This window comes from Mycolicibacterium sp. XJ2546, assembly GCF_053483195.1.
Window position 1 is genome coordinate 378,408 of sequence record NZ_JBEFRW010000001.1, and the last position, 16,911, is coordinate 395,318.

At 67.1% G+C, this 16,911-nt stretch carries 15 protein-coding genes; 7 read left to right on the forward strand and 8 right to left on the reverse strand.

Translation table 11 applies throughout. The features are described from left to right. Positions 1 to 72 precede the first annotated feature (72 nt). The 7 genes from ABQE44_RS01935 to ABQE44_RS01965 all read right to left on the reverse strand — a co-directional run bounded on the left by ABQE44_RS01935 (position 73) and on the right by ABQE44_RS01965 (position 9,236). Positions 73 to 834, reverse strand: coding sequence for an SDR family oxidoreductase (locus ABQE44_RS01935; RefSeq protein ID WP_448428001.1), 762 nt, complete (start codon positions 832 to 834; stop codon positions 73 to 75). After that, complete coding sequence (locus ABQE44_RS01940; protein ID WP_448393817.1) at positions 834 to 1,601, reverse strand: enoyl-CoA hydratase family protein; 768 nt, start codon at positions 1,599 to 1,601, stop codon at positions 834 to 836. The genes ABQE44_RS01935 and ABQE44_RS01940 overlap by 1 nt, the downstream gene beginning before the upstream one ends. After that, positions 1,601 to 2,761 carry an acyl-CoA dehydrogenase family protein gene (locus tag ABQE44_RS01945; RefSeq protein WP_448428003.1) on the reverse strand — a complete coding sequence of 387 codons (1,161 nt, stop codon included), beginning with the start codon at positions 2,759 to 2,761 and terminating at the stop codon, positions 1,601 to 1,603. The genes ABQE44_RS01940 and ABQE44_RS01945 overlap by 1 nt, the downstream gene beginning before the upstream one ends. Beyond that, positions 2,761 to 4,695, reverse strand: a complete 1,935-nt coding sequence (locus tag ABQE44_RS01950; protein ID WP_448393819.1) for an acetyl/propionyl/methylcrotonyl-CoA carboxylase subunit alpha — start codon at positions 4,693 to 4,695, stop codon at positions 2,761 to 2,763. Before ABQE44_RS01950 ends, ABQE44_RS01945 begins: the two co-directional genes overlap by 1 nt. Before the next feature lie 76 nt (positions 4,696 to 4,771). After that, the gene (locus tag ABQE44_RS01955) at positions 4,772 to 6,367 is read right to left on the reverse strand and encodes an acyl-CoA carboxylase subunit beta (protein WP_448428005.1); all 1,596 of its coding nucleotides are present in this window, start codon (positions 6,365 to 6,367) and stop codon (positions 4,772 to 4,774) included. Next, positions 6,364 to 7,512, reverse strand: coding sequence for an acyl-CoA dehydrogenase family protein (locus tag ABQE44_RS01960; RefSeq protein ID WP_448393821.1), 1,149 nt, complete (start codon positions 7,510 to 7,512; stop codon positions 6,364 to 6,366). The genes ABQE44_RS01955 and ABQE44_RS01960 overlap by 4 nt, the downstream gene beginning before the upstream one ends. Next, positions 7,509 to 9,236 (reverse strand): acyclic terpene utilization AtuA family protein, encoded by a 1,728-nt coding sequence (locus tag ABQE44_RS01965; RefSeq protein WP_448393822.1) that lies wholly within the window; start codon positions 9,234 to 9,236, stop codon positions 7,509 to 7,511. Before ABQE44_RS01965 ends, ABQE44_RS01960 begins: the two co-directional genes overlap by 4 nt. A 208-nt stretch (positions 9,237 to 9,444) precedes the next feature. Between ABQE44_RS01965 and rpmF the strand changes: the two genes are divergently transcribed. From rpmF to ABQE44_RS02000, 7 genes are all read left to right on the forward strand, one after another. After that, positions 9,445 to 9,618 carry a 50S ribosomal protein L32 gene (gene rpmF / locus ABQE44_RS01970; RefSeq protein WP_448393823.1) on the forward strand — a complete coding sequence of 58 codons (174 nt, stop codon included), beginning with the start codon at positions 9,445 to 9,447 and terminating at the stop codon, positions 9,616 to 9,618. Positions 9,619 to 9,672: 54 nt separating this feature from the next. Next, on the forward strand, positions 9,673 to 10,359 hold the full coding sequence (locus ABQE44_RS01975; protein WP_448393838.1) for a response regulator transcription factor: 687 nt from the start codon (positions 9,673 to 9,675) through the stop codon (positions 10,357 to 10,359). Then, positions 10,359 to 11,789: a HAMP domain-containing sensor histidine kinase gene (locus tag ABQE44_RS01980; protein ID WP_448393824.1), complete on the forward strand. Its 1,431-nt coding sequence runs from the start codon at positions 10,359 to 10,361 to the stop codon at positions 11,787 to 11,789. The genes ABQE44_RS01975 and ABQE44_RS01980 overlap by 1 nt, the downstream gene beginning before the upstream one ends. A gap of 186 nt (positions 11,790 to 11,975) precedes the next feature. Next, positions 11,976 to 13,331, forward strand: a complete 1,356-nt coding sequence (locus ABQE44_RS01985; RefSeq protein WP_448393825.1) for a S1C family serine protease — start codon at positions 11,976 to 11,978, stop codon at positions 13,329 to 13,331. Positions 13,332 to 13,390: 59 nt separating this feature from the next. Next, positions 13,391 to 13,936 carry a MogA/MoaB family molybdenum cofactor biosynthesis protein gene (locus tag ABQE44_RS01990; RefSeq protein ID WP_448393839.1) on the forward strand — a complete coding sequence of 182 codons (546 nt, stop codon included), beginning with the start codon at positions 13,391 to 13,393 and terminating at the stop codon, positions 13,934 to 13,936. Between the two features lie 598 nt (positions 13,937 to 14,534). Further along, positions 14,535 to 15,185 (forward strand): porin MspA, encoded by a 651-nt coding sequence (locus ABQE44_RS01995; protein WP_448428007.1) that lies wholly within the window; start codon positions 14,535 to 14,537, stop codon positions 15,183 to 15,185. Positions 15,186 to 15,679: 494 nt separating this feature from the next. Then, a complete protein-coding gene (locus ABQE44_RS02000; protein WP_448428009.1) occupies positions 15,680 to 16,330 on the forward strand; it encodes a porin MspA in 651 nt (216 codons plus the stop codon). Between the two features lie 58 nt (positions 16,331 to 16,388). On the opposite strand, the gene mscL is transcribed toward ABQE44_RS02000, so the two are convergent. Further along, a complete protein-coding gene (gene mscL, locus ABQE44_RS02005) occupies positions 16,389 to 16,850 on the reverse strand; it encodes a large-conductance mechanosensitive channel protein MscL (protein WP_448393150.1) in 462 nt (153 codons plus the stop codon). Positions 16,851 to 16,911: the final 61 nt, after the last annotated feature.

A 16,911-nucleotide genomic window follows, 5' to 3' on the forward strand; every position in this document is an offset into this window, starting at 1 on the left:
GCTGGCACATGCAAGGTACTTGTCCAAACTGTGCCCCCACCGCCGTTGGCGAAGCATGTAGATGGTCAAACTTTATGCCTTCTGGGTCAGGTATTCAGCGAAGCCGACGGTGCCCGCCGGGTTGTCCGGCACGAGGTTGGCGCCTGCGCGGACAGCGGCGGCGATGCGGCCCGGCACCGGCAGCGCCACCGCTCCGCGACGGCTGCCGCGCGCCGCGAGGTAAATAAGCCCCAGCTCTGCGTGGGTGTGCAAGGTGGGGCCGCCGATGTCGGGGGCCCGGCCGGCCGGCTCGGCGTCGACCAACTCGACGAGGCGCGCGGCGACGTCGTGGGTGTCGATCGGCTGGAACCGCACCCCGCGCAGCGCGCACAGCACGGGGAAGAACCGCTGGATCGCGAAGGTGGCGCGGATGAGGTCGTGAAACTGTGTGGCGCGCAGCACGGTGTGGCCGACGCCCGACGTCTCCAGGACCTGTTCGACGCGCAGTTTGGTCCGGTAGTACGGCAGCGGGATGCGGTCGATGCCCACGATCGACACGTGCACGATGTGTCCGACCCCGGCGCGGCGTGCCGCCGCCACCAGGTTTTCCGTCGAGGTGACGTCCTTGCCGCCGGTGGGTTGTGTCGCGCAGTTGACCACCACGTCGATCCCGTCCAGCGCCGCGTCCAGGCCCGTGCCGCTGTGCAGGTCGCCCTGGGCCCAGTGCACTCCGGTGTAGCCGACCCGGTTCTTGCGGCTGAGCGCTCTCACCTGATGCCCGGCGTCGACGGCTTCGGGGACCACACAGTGCCCCAGCGTGCCGGTGGCTCCGGTGACGAGAACGCTGTGCGCCATCAGCTCACCCAGGCCGGTGGCCGCTTCTGCAGGAACGCCATCATGCCTTCGCGGGCCTCCTCGGAGACGAACAGCTCGGCGGATTGTTTGGTCAGCTCGTCGGCGTGGCGGTCGAACCCATCCAGTATGCGCGCCGTCGTCAAGGCCTTGGCGGCCGCAAGCCCCTGGGGCGATCCCTTGCCGATGGCGGCGGCCAGCTCGGCCACGGTGGCGTCGACGTCGTCGGCGGCGAGGGTGACCAGTCCGATCTCCGCGGCTTGGCGGGCGCCGAACTTCTCCCCGGTCAGGAAGTACCGGCCGGCGGAGCGGGCGGTCATCTTGGGCAGCAGGGTCAGCGAGATGATCGACGGGGCGACGCCGATGCGCGCCTCGGTCAGCGCGAACGTGCTCGTCGGTCCGGCCACCGCGATATCGCAGGCGCCGACCAGACCGAGCCCACCCGCGCGGACGTGCCCGTCGACCGCGCCGATGACGGGTATCGGCAACTCGAGGATGCGGCGCAGCAACCGGGTCGCCTCACGCGCGCGGTCGACGGCGACATCGCTGGGGTCGCGGCCTGCCGCCTCTCCTAAATCGGCTCCCGCACAGAAGGTTCCGCCGGTATGGCCGAGTACGACGACCCGTGCCGCGGGTTCGGCGACGGCGTCGGTCAGGCCCTGGTGCAGTTGGTTCACCAGCTCGGTGGACAGCGCGTTGCGGTTCTCCGGGGAGTCCAGCGTGAGCCGTGCGACCGGACCGTCGACGCGGTAGCGGACCAGGGTGCTCATCAGTACGACCTCGGCAGGCCCAGCGAGGTCTGCGCGACGAAGTTGAGCACCATCTCCCGGCTGACCGGGGCGATGCGCGCCAGCTTCGACGCGGTCACCGCCGCGGCGATGCCGTACTCCTTGGTCAACCCGTTGCCGCCCAACGATTGGACGGCCTGGTCGACCGCGCGCACCGACGCCTCACCCGCGGCGTACTTGGCCATGTTCGCGGCTTCGGCGGCGCCGGCGTCATCGCCGCTGTCGTAGAGCGCGGCGGCCTTCTGCATCATCAGCTTGGCCAGCTCGATCTCGATGTGGTTCTGCGCCAACGGATGTGACAGACCCTGGTGCGCACCGATCGGCGTCTTCCACACTTGGCGGGTTTTGACGTAGTCGACGGCCTTGGTGATCGCGAAGCGGCCCATGCCGACCGCGCTGGCCGCGCCCATGATCCGCTCCGGGTTCAGCCCCGCGAACAGCTGCGCGATCGCCGCGTCCTCGGATCCGACCAGCGCGTCGGACGGCAACCGCACGTCGTCGAGGAACACCTGGAACTGGCTCTCGGGGCTGATCAGCTCCATCTCGATCTTGGTCGCGCTCAACCCTTTCGCATCGGTGGGCACGATGAACAGCGCCGGCCGGAGGTTCCCGGTTTTGGCCTCTTCGGTGCGGCCCACGACCAGCACGGCCTGCGCCTGGTCGATGCCGGAGATGAACACCTTTTGTCCGGACAGGATCCAGTCGGAGCCGTCGCGGCGGGCCGTGGTGGTGATGCGGTGGCTGTTGGACCCGGCGTCGGGTTCGGTGATCGCGAAGGCCATCGTGATCGAGCCGTCCGCCAGGCCGGTCAGCCACCGCTGCTTCTGGTCGTCGGTGCCGAACTTGGAGATGATCGTGCCGTTGATCGCCGGTGACACCACCATCATCAGCAGCGCCGAACCGGCGGCGGCCATCTCCTCCATCACCAGCGACAGCTCGTACATGCCGGCGCCGCCGCCGCCGTACTCCTCGGGCAGGTTCACCCCGAGGAATCCGAGTTTGCCTGCCTCCTGCCATAATTCGGTGGTGTGCTCACCGGCGCGGGCCTTCTCCAGGTAGTAGTCCTGGCCGTAGTTGGCCGCCATCGCGGCGACGGCCTGGCGTAGCGCCTGCTGCTCCTCGGTCTCGACGAAGCTGCTCATCAGGAATCTCCTTCTTCGGTGTCCACCCGGGCAAGCACGGTGCCGACTTCGACCTGCTGGCCGGGTTCGACGTTGAGTTCGGCGAGCACACCGGCGGCGGGGGCGGTCACGGTGTGCTCCATCTTCATCGCCTCGAGCCACACCAGCGGCTGCCTTGAGCTGACCCGGTCGCCGACCGCTGCGCCGATGCGCAGCACCGAGCCCGGCATGGGGGCCAGCAGCGAACCGTGCGCGACGGCGGCGTCCGGATCCGGGAACTGTGACAGCGCAACCAGCTGCACCGGCCCCAGGGGTGAGTCGACGAACACGTCATCGCGGTAGCGGGCGACGTCGAACGGGCGATCCACCCCGTCCACCCGCAGCACGACACGTTGCGGTGTGCTGGACACCATAGTCACCCCGGCCACGTCGGGCAGCTCCACCCCGGCGCGGGTGAACCGGTACCGCACCTCGTGTTCAGCGCCCGCGGCATCGCCGTAGCGTTTGGTCTGGAATCCTGAAGCCAAGTTGCGCCACCCGCTGGGTACGGCGGCGAACACCGGTGCGTCAGCACGGTTTTGCGCGGCATCGGCGAACGCGGCAGCGACAGCGCTCAAGGTGACGACCCGGTCGTCGCTCAGCGGCGCCGCCAACGCGGCCAGGCCGTGCGCCTCGAAGAACGCGGTGTCGGTGGCGCCGTCGAGGAACGCTGGATGCCGCAACACGTTGACCAGCAGGTCGCGGTTGGTGCGCACGCCGTGGATGCGGGCGCGGGCCAACGCGTCGGCGAGCGCACCGGCAGCCCGGCTACGGGTCTGGGCGTAGGAGATCACTTTGGCCAGCATCGGGTCGTAGTAGATGGAAACCGTTGATCCGTCTACGATCCCGGAGTCCACGCGGACGTTGCCGGGAATCTCGAAGCGGTGCACCGTGCCGGCCTGGGGCTGCCAACCCTTGGCCGGGTCCTCGGCGTAGAGGCGGGCCTCGATCGAGTAGCCGCGCGACGGCGGCGGCTCGGGGTCGAGGTGGCCACCGTCGGCGATCTGCATTTGCAGCTCGACGAGATCCAGTCCCGTGGTGAGCTCGGTGACCGGATGTTCTACCTGCAGCCGGGTGTTCATTTCGAGGAAGAAGAACTCACCCGACCCGTCGGCCATGAACTCGACGGTGCCCGCACCGGTGTAGTCGATGGCCCGTGCCGCCAGCCGTGCGGCGTCGAACAGCTTGGCGCGCATCCCGGGGATGCGCTCGACGAGCGGCGACGGCGCCTCTTCGACGATCTTCTGGTGCCTGCGCTGGATCGAGCATTCGCGTTCGCCGACGGCCCACACGGTGCCGTGACCGTCGGCGAGCACCTGCACCTCGACGTGATGACCGGTGGCCAGGTAGCGCTCGCAGAACACCGTCGGATCACCGAAGGCCGACTGCGCTTCTCGCCGCGCGGCCTCGACCTGGTCGGCCAGCTCAGCGAGGTCGCGGACCACCCGCATACCCCGGCCGCCGCCACCCGCAGACGCCTTGATCAGCACCGGCAGCTGATCGGCCGTGACCGTCTCGGGATCGAGTTCGGCCAGCACCGGCACACCGGCGGCGGCCATCAACTTCTTCGCCTCGATCTTGGAGCCCATGGCGGCCACCGCCGCGACCGGCGGGCCGATCCACGTCAACCCCGCGTCCTGCACCGCAGCGGCGAATTCGGCGTTCTCCGAGAGGAATCCGTAGCCGGGATGTACGGCGTCGGCGTCCGCGGCCCGGGCCGCCGCGATCAGCTGGGCGGCGTCGAGGTATCCGCGGGTGCCTTCGAGGCGCACACGGGCGTCGGCCTCGGCCACATGCGGTGACCCGGCGTCGGGGTCGGTGTAGACGGCGACGGTGCCGATGCCCAGGCGCCGGCAGGTGGCGAACACCCGGCGGGCGATCTCGCCGCGGTTGGCGACCAGTACGCGGGTGATCATTCGCCCCCTCCTCCGGCGATTTCGGTGCGCAAACCTGCGCTCACCGCTGCTAACCGCACCGAAATCACCATCATGCTCACATCCGGAAGACGCCGAAGTTCGACGTCCCCTCGATCGGGCCATTGGCGATGGCGGACAGACACATTCCCAACACAGTGCGGGTGTCGCGCGGATCGATCACCCCGTCGTCATAGAGGCGCCCGCTCAAAAACATCGGCAGCGACTCGGCCTCGATCTGGGCTTCCACCGCGGCGCGCAGGGCCGCATCGGCGTCCTCGTCGAACTGCTGGCCGCGGGCCTCGGCGGCGGCGCGGCTGACGATCGAAAGCACGCCAGCCAGCTGTGTGCCGCCCATCACCGCAGACTTCGCGCTGGGCCAGGCGAACAGGAAGCGCGGGTCGTAGGCGCGGCCGCACATGCCGTAGTGGCCCGCGCCGTAGGAGGCGCCGATCAGCAGGGAGATGTGCGGGACGGTCGAGTTCGAGACGGCGTTGATCATCATCGACCCGTGTTTGATCATCCCGCCTTCTTCGTAGGCTTTGCCGACCATGTACCCGGTGGTGTTGTGCAGGAACAACAGTGGGGTGTCGGAGCGATTGGCCAGCTGGATGAACTGGGTGGCCTTCTGGGACTCCGCGGAGAACAGCACCCCGCGGTGGTTTGCCAGGATGCCGATCGGATATCCGTGCAGCGTCGCCCATCCGGTCACCAGCGACGAGCCGTAGGACGCCTTGAACTCGTCGAAGTCCGAGCCGTCGACGATGCGGGCGATCACCTCGCGCGGGTCGAACGGCACCCGCAGATCAGGAGGCACGATGCCGACGAGTTCGTCGGCGTCGTACAGCGGTTCGGTGACCGGTGCGGGTGCAGGGCCGTGCTTGCGCCAGTTCAACCGGGCCACGATGCGGCGCCCGATCCGGACCGCGTCCCGTTCGTCGACGGCGAAATAGTCCGCTAAACCGGATGTGCGAGCGTGCATTTCGGCGCCGCCCAGGGATTCGTCGTCGGATTCCTCGCCGGTGGCCATCTTGACCAGCGGTGGCCCGGCCAGAAACACCTTCGAGCGTTCCTTGATCATCACCACGTGGTCCGACATCCCGGGTATGTACGCGCCGCCGGCGGTGGAGTTGCCGAACACCAGCGCGATCGTCGGGATGCCGGCGGCCGAGAGCCGGGTGAGGTCGCGAAACATCTGCCCGCCCGGGATGAAGATCTCCTTCTGGGTGGGCAGATCGGCGCCGCCGGACTCCACCAGCGAGATGAGCGGCAACCGGTTCTCCAAGGCAATCTGGTTGGCCCGCAACACCTTCTTCAGCGTCCACGGATTGCTGGTGCCGCCCTTGACCGTCGGGTCGTTGGCCACGAGCATGCACTCGACCCCGCTCACCGCGCCGATTCCGACGACCACGCTGGCGCCGACCGTGAATTCGCTGCCGTATGCCGCCAGCGGGCTCAGCTCCAGAAACGGTGAATCCGGGTCGACAAGCAACTCGATGCGCTCACGGGCGGTCATCTTGCCGCGCTGGTGGTGGCGCGCGACGTACTTCTCGCCGCCGCCGGCCAGCGCCTTGGTGTGCTCGGCGTCGAGCTCGGCCAGTTTGTCGGCCATCGCGGCGGCGGCCTCGCGGTAGCCCTTCGAATTGGTGTCGAGGGTCGACTTCAACGCCGTCATGACTGGTACCCCAACGTCTTGGCGGCCAGCGCGGTGAGGATTTCGGTGGTGCCCCCGCCGATTCCGAGGATGCGCATATCGCGGTACTGGCGTTCGACCTCGGATTCGGCCATATAGCCCATGCCGCCGAACAATTGCACCGCCTGGTTGGCGACCCATTCGCCGGCCTCCACGGCGGTGTTCTTGGCGAAGCACACCTCGGCGATCAGGTTCGTCTCGCCCGAAAGCTGCCGCTCCACGACGTGGTGGGTGTACACCCGCGCCACGTCGATGCGACGTGCCATCTCCGCCAACGTGTTCTGCACCTGCTGGCGGGAGATCAGCGGTCTGCCGAACGTCTCGCGGTCGCGGCACCACTGCACGGTCAGGTCGAGGCACCGTTGCGCGCTGGCGTAGGCCTGCGCGGCCAGCCCGACGCGTTCGGCGACGAACGCCCCGGCGATCTGCAGGAAGCCGGAGTTCTCGGCGCCGACGAGGTTCGTGGCGGGCACCCGCACATCGGTGTAGGACAGCTCGGCGGTGTCCGAGGACCGCCAGCCCATCTTGTCGAGTTTGCGGGTCACCTCGAAGCCCGGTGTGCCCTTGTCGACGACGATCAGCGAAACCCCGGCCGCACCAGGCCCGCCCGTGCGTACCGCGGTGACGACGTAGTCTGCCCGCACCCCGGAGGTGATGTAGGTCTTGGCGCCGTTGATGAGGTAGTCATCGCCGTCACGCTCAGCGCGGGTGGTCAGATGTCCGACGTCGGAGCCGCCGCCGGGTTCGGTGATCGCGAGGCTGCCGATCAGCTCGCCGGCAAGTGTGGGCCGCACGTAGGTGTCGACCAACCGCTGATCGTTGGATGCGATCATGTGCGGCACCGAGATTCCGCAGGTGAACAGCGATGCGAACACACCGCCGGGACAACCCGCCTGGTGCATCTCCTCGCAGATGATCACCGCGTCTGCGCCGTCGCCGCCGCCTCCACCGACGGCTTCGGAAAACCCGGCGCCCAGCAGGCCGGCCTCACCGGCTGCGCGGTGCAGGTCGCGGGGCAGCTCGCCGCTGTGCTCCCACTCGTCGATGTGTGGCAGGATCTCGCGTTCGGCGAACGCGCGCACCGACTTTCGCAGCTGGTCGCGTTCGGGGGTGTGCCAGATGCTCACGCCAACAGCTCCTCGGGTATGTCGACACTGCGGCTGCGCAGCCATTCCCCAAGGCCTTTGGCCTGTGGGTCGAAGCGCGCCTGATACGCCACCCCCTCGCCGAGGATGTCGTCGATGACGAAGTTGACCGCGCGCAGATTGGGCAGCACATGCCTGGTGACGGGCAATTCGGCGGTCTCCGGCAACAATTCACGCAGCTTGTCCACGGTCAAAGTGTGCACCAGCCAACGCCACTGCGGACCGGTCCGCACCCACACGCCCACGTTGGCGCTGCCACCTTTGTCGCCGCTGCGGGCCCCGGCGATCGTGCCGAGCGGCACCCGCCGGGTTTTCCCGGACGGCAACGGCTCGGGCAGGGCCGGCGGCGCGACGGGCGCCAACTCCACAACCTCGGTGGCCGGCGCGATGGCGACACGGGTGCCGTCGGCGTGCACGGCGACGTGCGGCACCTCCTTGGCCGGGACGTATGCCGGCCGAAACACCCCGTAGACCTGACCGTCGCCCGGCGGGCTGGTGGCGTGAAAGCCCGGATAACTCGACAACGCGAGTTCGACGGCGGCCGAAGAGAATTTACGTCCGACGTTGGCGGGATCCGGATCGCGCACCACGCAGCGCAGCAGTGCGCTGGCGGTTTCCTCGGTGTCGGCGTCCGGCTGGTCAGTGCGCGCCAGGGTCCACTGCATCTGCGCGGGTTTGACCGTGATGCTGCTCTCCAGCTGCCTGCGCACCAGCTCGGCCTTGGCCTCGATATCGAGCCCGGTCAGCACCAACGTCATCTCGTTGCGGAATCCGCCGATGCTGTTGAGCGACACCTTCAGCGTCGGCGGCGGCGGCTCACCACGAACCCCGCTGATGCGCACCCGGTCGGGGCCCTCGGAGGACAGCTCGACGGTGTCGACCCGAAGCGTCGCATCCGGGTTGGCGTATCGCGCGCCGCTGATCTCGTAGAGAAACTGCGCGGTGACGGTGTCGACGGTGACCGCGCCGCCGGTGCCCGGGTGTTTGGTGATGACCGACGACCCGTCGGGATCGATCTCGGCGAGCGGAAAGCCCGGGCGCACCAGGTCCGGGATTTCGGTGAAGAACGCGTAGTTGCCGCCGGTGGCCTGCGCGCCGCACTCGATCACATGGCCCGCGGCGATCGCCCCGGCCAGCCGGTCGTAGTCGGTGCGCTTCCACCCGTGGTGGGCGGCGGCAGGCCCGACGATCACCGACGCGTCGGTCACCCGGCCGGTGACGACGACGTCGGCGCCGGCGTTCAGGCACTCGACGATGCCCCACGCTCCGAGGTAGGCGTTGGCGGCCAGCACCGACTCTGTGCCTGATGTCGCCGCCGACGCGACTCCGAAGCCGAGTTCGTCGGCCCGGGACAGCAGGTCGTCGCCCTCGACATGTCCGACGTTCACCGTCAACCCCAGCCGTTCGGCGAGCCCGCGCACCGCGTCGGCCAGGCCCGCCGGGTTGAGCCCGCCCGCGTTGGCGACAATGCGCACGCCCCGGTCCAGCGCCAGGCCCAGACAGTCCTCGAGTTGCTTGACGAACGTCTTGGCGTAGCCGCGATCGGGCGCCTTGGCACGGTCGCGGGCCAGGATCAACATGGTCAGCTCGGCCAGGTAGTCGCCGGTGAGGTAGTCCAGATCGCCGCCGGTGAGCATCTCGCGCATCGCCGAGAGCCGATCGCCGTAGAACCCGGAGCAGTTGCCGATGCGGACCGGACCAGTCACCAGGCCTCCCATCGCGTCACCGGCACGCCGTGCCGACCAACCGGTAGGTTAGCGAGTACCAGCGGTATCGCGTCAAGGCACTCCGCAATTTTGGAGGCTACGCAGCGTGGGGGCTATCCTGAAGGGCAATTGTCGACGCCGGGCTTGCCGGCGGCGCAAGTTGGATTTCCGGCCCGGCCGGTGACCCCCTCACGAGGAGACTTCGATCATGGCTGTGCCCAAGCGCAGAGTGTCGCGCGCAAACACCCGTAGCCGTCGCTCGCAGTGGAAGGCCAAGCGCCCCGAACTGGTCAGCGTCACGGTTTCGGGCCGCGAACACAAGGTGCCCCGGCGGCTGCTCAAAGCTGCTCGGCTCGGCTTGATCGACCTCGACCGCAGGTAGTTGTTCCGGCGCGCCTCTCAGGTCACTCTCAGATAGGGAGATGACACTGTGGCTGTGCGCATACTTGTCGTCGACGACGATCGCGCGGTGCGCGAATCCCTGCGCCGCTCGCTATCGTTCAACGGATACTCGGTCGAGCTGGCTCAAGACGGTGTCGAAGCCCTCGAACTGATCACCAACAACCGGCCCGACGCGCTGGTGCTGGACGTGATGATGCCGCGCCTCGACGGCCTCGAGGTGTGCCGTCAGCTGCGCAGCACCGGCGACGATCTGCCGATCCTGGTGTTGACCGCGCGCGACTCGGTATCGGAGCGGGTGGCCGGACTCGACGCCGGCGCCGACGACTACCTGCCCAAACCATTCGCCCTCGAGGAGTTGCTCGCCCGCATGCGTGCCTTGCTGCGGCGCACCTCCTCCGACGATGGCGAAGACTCGCCCGCGTTGACGTTCTCGGACCTGTCGCTGGACCCAGCCACCCGCGAGGTCACCCGCGGGCAGCGCGAGATCAGCCTGACGCGCACCGAGTTCGCGTTGCTGGAGATGCTCATCGCGAACCCGCGCCGGGTCCTGACCCGCAGCCGCATCCTCGAGGAAGTGTGGGGCTTCGACTTCCCGACGTCCGGCAACGCCCTCGAGGTGTATGTCGGATACCTCCGCCGCAAAACAGAGGCCGAAGGAGAGCCGCGACTGATCCACACCGTGCGCGGGGTGGGTTATGTGTTGCGCGAGACCCCGCCCTGATGTCCGCCCCGAACTACGGATTTCGGCCTCCGCCGGAGGTGCCGACCACCAAATCCGTATCCCTGCGCTGGCGGGTGATGTTGCTCGCCATGTCGATGGTCGCGATGGTGGTGGTGTTGATGGCCGTCGCGGTCTGGGCGGTGGTCTCCCGGGCGCTCTACGACGACGTCGACAACCAACTGCGCAGCCGGGCCCGGCTGTTGATCGAAAGCGGCTCGCTGCAAGTCGATCCGAGCAAGGCGATCGAGGGCACCGCCTACTCCGACGTGAACGCGATGCTGGTGATCCCCGGCCGGGCCATTTACACCGCCAACCAACGCGGTGAGACGCTGCCGCTCGGCGAGCCCGAGAAGGCGGTGCTGCGGGGCGACTTGATCATGTCCTTGCGCACCGCCAACCACCAGCGGGTGCTGGCGATGCGGCTGTCCAACGACAGCTCGTTGCTGATTTCCAAGAGCATGGCGCCCACCGCGCAGGTGCTCAAACGGTTGGGCACGGTGTTGTCGATCGTCGGCGGCATCGGCGTGGTGGTGGCCGCCATGGCCGGCGGCGCGGTCGCCCGCGCGGGTCTGCGCCCGGTGGCGCGGCTGACCGAGGCCGCCGAACGGGTGGCCCGCACCGACGACCTACGGCCGATCCCGGTCATCGGAAGCGACGAACTGGCCAGGCTCACCGAAGCTTTCAACATGATGCTGCGCGCCCTCGCTGAGTCGCGGGACCAGCAGGCCCGGTTGGTCACCGACGCCGGACACGAACTGCGCACACCGCTGACGTCGCTGCGCACGAACGTGGAACTGCTGATGGCGTCGATGGAGCCGGGCGCGCCACGGTTACCTGACGAAGAGATGGCCGGGCTGCGCGCGGACGTGATCGCCCAGATTCAGGAATTGTCCACGCTGGTAGGCGATCTGGTGGACCTGACCCGCGACGACGCAGGCGTGGTCATCCACGAACCGGTCGACATGACCGAGATCATCGACCGTTCCCTTGAGCGAGTTCGCCGCCGACGCAACGATATTGAGTTCGACGTGGACGTCGCACCGTGGCAGGTATACGGGGACGGCGCCGGTCTGGGCCGCGCAGTACTCAACCTTCTCGACAACGCAGCGAAATGGAGCCCGCCCGACGGACGTGTCGGGGTGCGGATGTCTCAGATCGATCCGGTGCATGCCGAGTTGGTGGTGTCCGACGAGGGTCCGGGGATTCCGCCGCAGGAACGGCAATTGGTATTCGAGCGGTTCTTCCGGTCGGCGCAGGCACGTGCAATGCCAGGTTCGGGGCTGGGGTTGGCGATCGTCAAGCAGATTGTCGTCAAACACGGCGGCACACTGTGGGTAGCGGACGCCGTGCCCGGCGGGCAGCCGCCGGGCACCGCCATGCACGTCGTCTTGCCCGGCAGCCCCGTGGCGGTGACCGACACGCCGCGCTGACGTCGGCGTGGCCCGGCCCGATGTCGCCGATGATTAGTGGGCGCATCCAGGGGAAAACAACTCAGAGCATGTCCCGAAGGTTCTCTAAGTGGATTCTCAGCCCACTTGGGCACGTTGGACGTGGTTTGACCGTTGTCCTAACGACGCACGTACGCCGACTGGCAGAAAGAAGAGCACCGCAGCGCTATGACAAACCACCCGAGGTATTCGTCGCCGCCACCGCAGCCGGGTCGTCGGCCCGGCGGCCATGAGAACGCGGTGCCGGGGTACCCCGGTGCGCAGCGACCAGGCCACTATCAGCAGCCATACGACTGGCGCTATGCGACCCAGCAGCAGCAACAGCAGCAGCATGCGCCGTTTCGCGCGCCCCACGACCCCTACCGGGGCGCACCGCAGCCGATGGCCGGTGGTCCGTCGGGGCCATCTGCCCAAAAGCCCTCGCGCGCAGGTGTTTTGACCGTGGGTGCACTTGCGCTGGCGATGGTCTCTGCCGGTGTCGGCGGCGGCGTCGCATTGCTGGCGCAACCGGACCGCCCGGCGGCGACGTCGTCGGTGACGGGTGCGGCGCCCACGATGCCCGCCGCCAGCCTGCCCGCCGGCTCGGTGGAACAGGTCGCGGCGAAGGTGGTGCCCAGCGTCGTCAAGTTGGAGGTCAACCTCGGCCGCCAGTCCGAGGAGGGCTCAGGGATCGTCTTGTCGCCAGACGGGCTGATCCTGACCAACAACCACGTCATCTCGGCCGCTGCCGGAGCAAGGCCCCGCGGCGGTCCCGCCGATGCGGTGACCAAGGTGACGTTCTCCGACGGCCAGACCACGTCGTTCAGCGTCATCGGAACCGATCCGAGCAGCGATATCGCCGTCGTACGCGCCGAGGGTGCGTCCGGACTGACACCCATCACGATCGGGTCCTCGGCGGACCTGCGGGTAGGCCAGGACGTGGTGGCGATCGGGTCACCGCTCGGTCTCGAGGGCACGGTGACAACCGGCATCATCAGCGCGCTGAACCGGCCCGTCGCCGCCGGCGGCGACGTACGCAACCAGAACACCGTGCTCGACGCGATCCAGACCGACGCGGCCATCAACCCGGGCAACTCCGGCGGCGCGTTGGTCAACATGAACGGTGAGCTGGTCGGCGTGAACTCGGCGATCGCCACCATGGGCGGTGACGCCGGACCGCAGGCAGCCAGCGGGTCGATCGGGCTCGGCTTCGCCATCCCGGTGGACCAGGCAAAGCGCATCGCCGACGAGTTGATCAAGAACGGTTCGGCCTCGCACGCCTCGCTCGGTGTGCAGGTCACCAGCGACGCCACCGTCGACGGTGCCCGTATCGTCGAGGTCACCGCGGGCGGGGCGGCGGCAGCGGCCGGGCTGCCGAGCGGGGTCGTGGTCACCAGGGTCGACGCCCGGGTCATCAACAGCGCCGACGCGCTGGTCGCCGCCGTGCGTTCCAAGGCGCCGGGTGAACAGGTGACGCTGACGTATCTGGACGGCTCGGGTAAGCCGCAGACGGTGCAGGTCACGCTAGGCAAGGCGCAACAGTGATGACCACGACTAACACGGGGATTAACACGGGGACTAACACGGGGCCGGGCGGCGGCACCCTGAGAGTGGCCGCGCCGATGTCGCTACCCGCATATACGGTTGCACTCATGGAACAGCCAGGTGAGTTGGTGGGTCGTGCGCTGATCGTCGTCGTCGACGACCGCACCGCACACGGCGACGAAGAGGACCACAGCGGTCCGCTGGTAACCGAGCTGCTCGGTGAGGCCGGTTTCGTCGTCGACGGCGTTGTCGTGGTGTCCGCCGACGAGGTCGAGATCCGCAACGCGTTGAACACGGCGGTGATCGGTGGAGTCGACCTGGTGGTGTCGGTCGGTGGCACCGGAGTCACGCCGCGCGACGTCACGCCCGAAGCGACCCGCGAAATTCTGGACCGCGAACTTCTCGGCATCTCCGAAGCGCTGCGCGCCTCGGGGTTGTCGGCGGGCATCGTCGAAGCCGGGGTGTCGCGCGGGCTCGCGGGAGTCTCCGGCAGCACGCTGGTTGTCAACATCGCCGGCTCCCGGGCAGCGGTTCGCGACGGTATGGCAACGCTGAGCCCGCTGGCGATCCAGATCATCAGCCAGCTCTCCAGCCTGGAGATTTAACGTAGCCGTCAAGCTGACGGGCGACTAATGTGATCTCTATCACAGGGGAGAACCTCGATGGGTGATGCCCCCAAACCCCCGCGCGGGGCGATCGACAAGATCTTCGGCGACGCTCTGCCGTCGAGGGAAACGGACGAGGACGACGTTTCCGCCAGGGCCGAAGACGCTGCACGTGAGCGTTGGTTGCGGCGAAACGTGCCTCCCCACCACGAGTGATCAGTAATCTCGAGCCCAGCCACCGATCGGTACCTGGTGGTCGCGGCGGCTAGCCGTCCCTTCGAGGGGGTACGGCCGGATCGGTCCGTGGGGGCCCTAAGCTAGGCACCGCGCGCCGGCAGCGATCGGTGGCGTATACGGCCAGGGCTAATCGGGGGCCAGTAACACGCGTCACAGTAGAAGCGATCACTGGTTGCCGGGGTAATCAACCGACCGTTATGTTCCTCCTGTTAAGGATGAGCACAACGTAAGAGCCGCGTGTGGGGTTTCTCATTTGCGTCGCATGAGGCTTCTGAGTCGTGTGTGGTTATGCGGTACGGCCAGGCATGAACGGGACGACGCACTACGGGCGGGGCCCGGCGTCGACACAGCTAGGGAGATCATGAGGGCAATCAGTCGGGTACTGGTCGTGTTGGTTACAGCCGTCGCATCTCTGTTTGTGAGTACCGGCACTTCTCACGCGGGTCTGGATAACGAGCTGAGCCTGGTTGATGGCCAGGATCGCACGCTGACGATTCAGCAGTGGGATACGTTCCTCAACGGCGTGTTCCCTTTGGACCGCAACCGCCTGACGCGTGAGTGGTTTCATTCCGGTCGGGCCAAGTACATCGTCGAGGGACCGAACGCCAACAAATTTCAGGGCACGCTCGAGCTGGGTTACCAGATCGGGTTCCCGTGGTCGTTGGGTGTGGGTATCAACTTCAGCTACACCACGCCCAACGTCCTGTTCGACCAGGCGCCGCTGTTCCTTCCGATTCCTGGTAATGACTTCTTCTTGGACAACTTCATCACCACCCCGAACCTGTTCCCGGGTGCGTCGATCAGCGCGGATCTGGGCAACGGTCCCGGTATCCAGGAAGTCGCGACGTTCTCGGTGGATGTGAAGGGCCCTGAAGGCGGTGTGGCGGTGTCCAATGCGCACGGCACGGTGACCGGTGCGGCCGGTGGGGTGCTGTTGCGTCCGTTCGCCCGGCTGATCTCCTCGGCTGGTGACAGCGTGACCACCTACGGCGAACCCTGGAACATGAACTGACGCCGATCTACCTAGCCAAAAAAGCGGCCCCCGTAATCATCCCGGGGGCCGCTTTCTGGTTACGTGGAGTTGTCGGGCAAATTGCTTCTTGATGAACAAGAATAGAGGGGCTAAGTGGTCTTGATCACAGGCCGGGTCGACACGTGCGGGCGGTACGAAGTTTCCGGTTGCGCGCACGATCGCCGGCCGATGCGGCGCCAACGGCCCCTCAAGTGCAGTTCTGGCCCGATTGGTTGCGAGATGGCAATCACGAATCGTCGTCGAGATGAACGGAACTCGACGACCGATCGACATCGGGGTTCGCGCACGCCGGCGAGCCCGGATTCTGTTCGCGTTGCCGGTTGACCACCGGCCCGTTATGTTCCTCTCGTCAACGATGAGCACAACGTAAGAGCAGCATGTGGCGGCTCTCATCCGCACCGCATGAAGCTCTCGGGCAACGGACAACACACGCTGGGCCAGCCGGGCCCGGCGTCGACACAGCTAGGGAGATCATGAAGGCAATCAGTCGGGTGCTGATCGCGTTGGTTGCGGCCGTCGCGTCTTTGTTCGTGAGTACAGGCACTTCTCACGCGGGTCTGGATAACGAGCTGAGCCTGGTTGATGGCCAGGATCGCACGCTGACGATTCAGCAGTGGGATACGTTCCTCAATGGCGTGTTCCCTTTGGACCGCAACCGCCTGACGCGTGAGTGGTTTCATTCCGGTCGGGCCAAGTACATCGTGGCCGGCCCGGATGCTGACGAGTTCGAAGGCACGCTCGAGCTGGGTTACCAGATCGGGTTCCCGTGGTCGCTGGGCGTGGGTATCAACTTCAGCTACACCACGCCCAACATCCTGTTCGACCAGGCGCCGCTGTTCCTTCCGATTCCTGGTAATGACTTCTTCTTGGACAACTTCATCACCACCCCGAACCTGTTCCCGGGTGCGTCGATCAGCGCGGATCTGGGCAACGGTCCCGGTATCCAGGAAGTCGCGACGTTCTCGGTGGATGTGAAGGGCCCTGAAGGCGGTGTGGCGGTGTCCAATGCGCACGGCACGGTGACCGGTGCGGCCGGTGGGGTGCTGTTGCGTCCGTTCGCCCGGCTGATCTCCTCGGCTGGTGACAGCGTGACCACCTACGGCGAACCCTGGAACATGAACTGAGAAACGTCTCAACACGAAACGGCCCCCGAACCATCCCGGGGGCCGTTTGTGTTGCGGCTCAGGACTTGTCGGCGCTTGTGGTGTTCGCGGTATCGGGGCTGGGCCCGGTGCCCTCGCCGCTGACATGCTTGCCAGAGGAGGAACCGTTGGTTTCGGCGAGAAGGTTGCGGATCTCGGTCAGCAGCGAGAGTTCGGTGTCCTGGGCCTGTTCGACTTCGCCCTTCTTGCGCAGCCTGTTGTAGGGCATCACGACGAGGAAGTACACCACCGCGGCGACCAGGATGAAGTTGATCAACCCGGACAGCAGGATGTTGAGATCGATCGACTCCCCGCCGCCGATGCCGATGCGCAGAATGCCGTAATCGGATTCACCGTCCGCGCCGATGCGGTTGATCAACGGTTGGATGATGCTGTCGGTGAATCTCGTGACCAGTGCGGTGAACGCGGTGCCGATGACCACCGCGACCGCCAGGTCAACGATGTTGCCGCGGGCGAGAAATTCCTTGAACCCCTTCAACATGGCCGACCCCTCCCAGCAGTGGTGTGTTAGCTGACCAACACGGTAGTCCGATGGTGCTGCG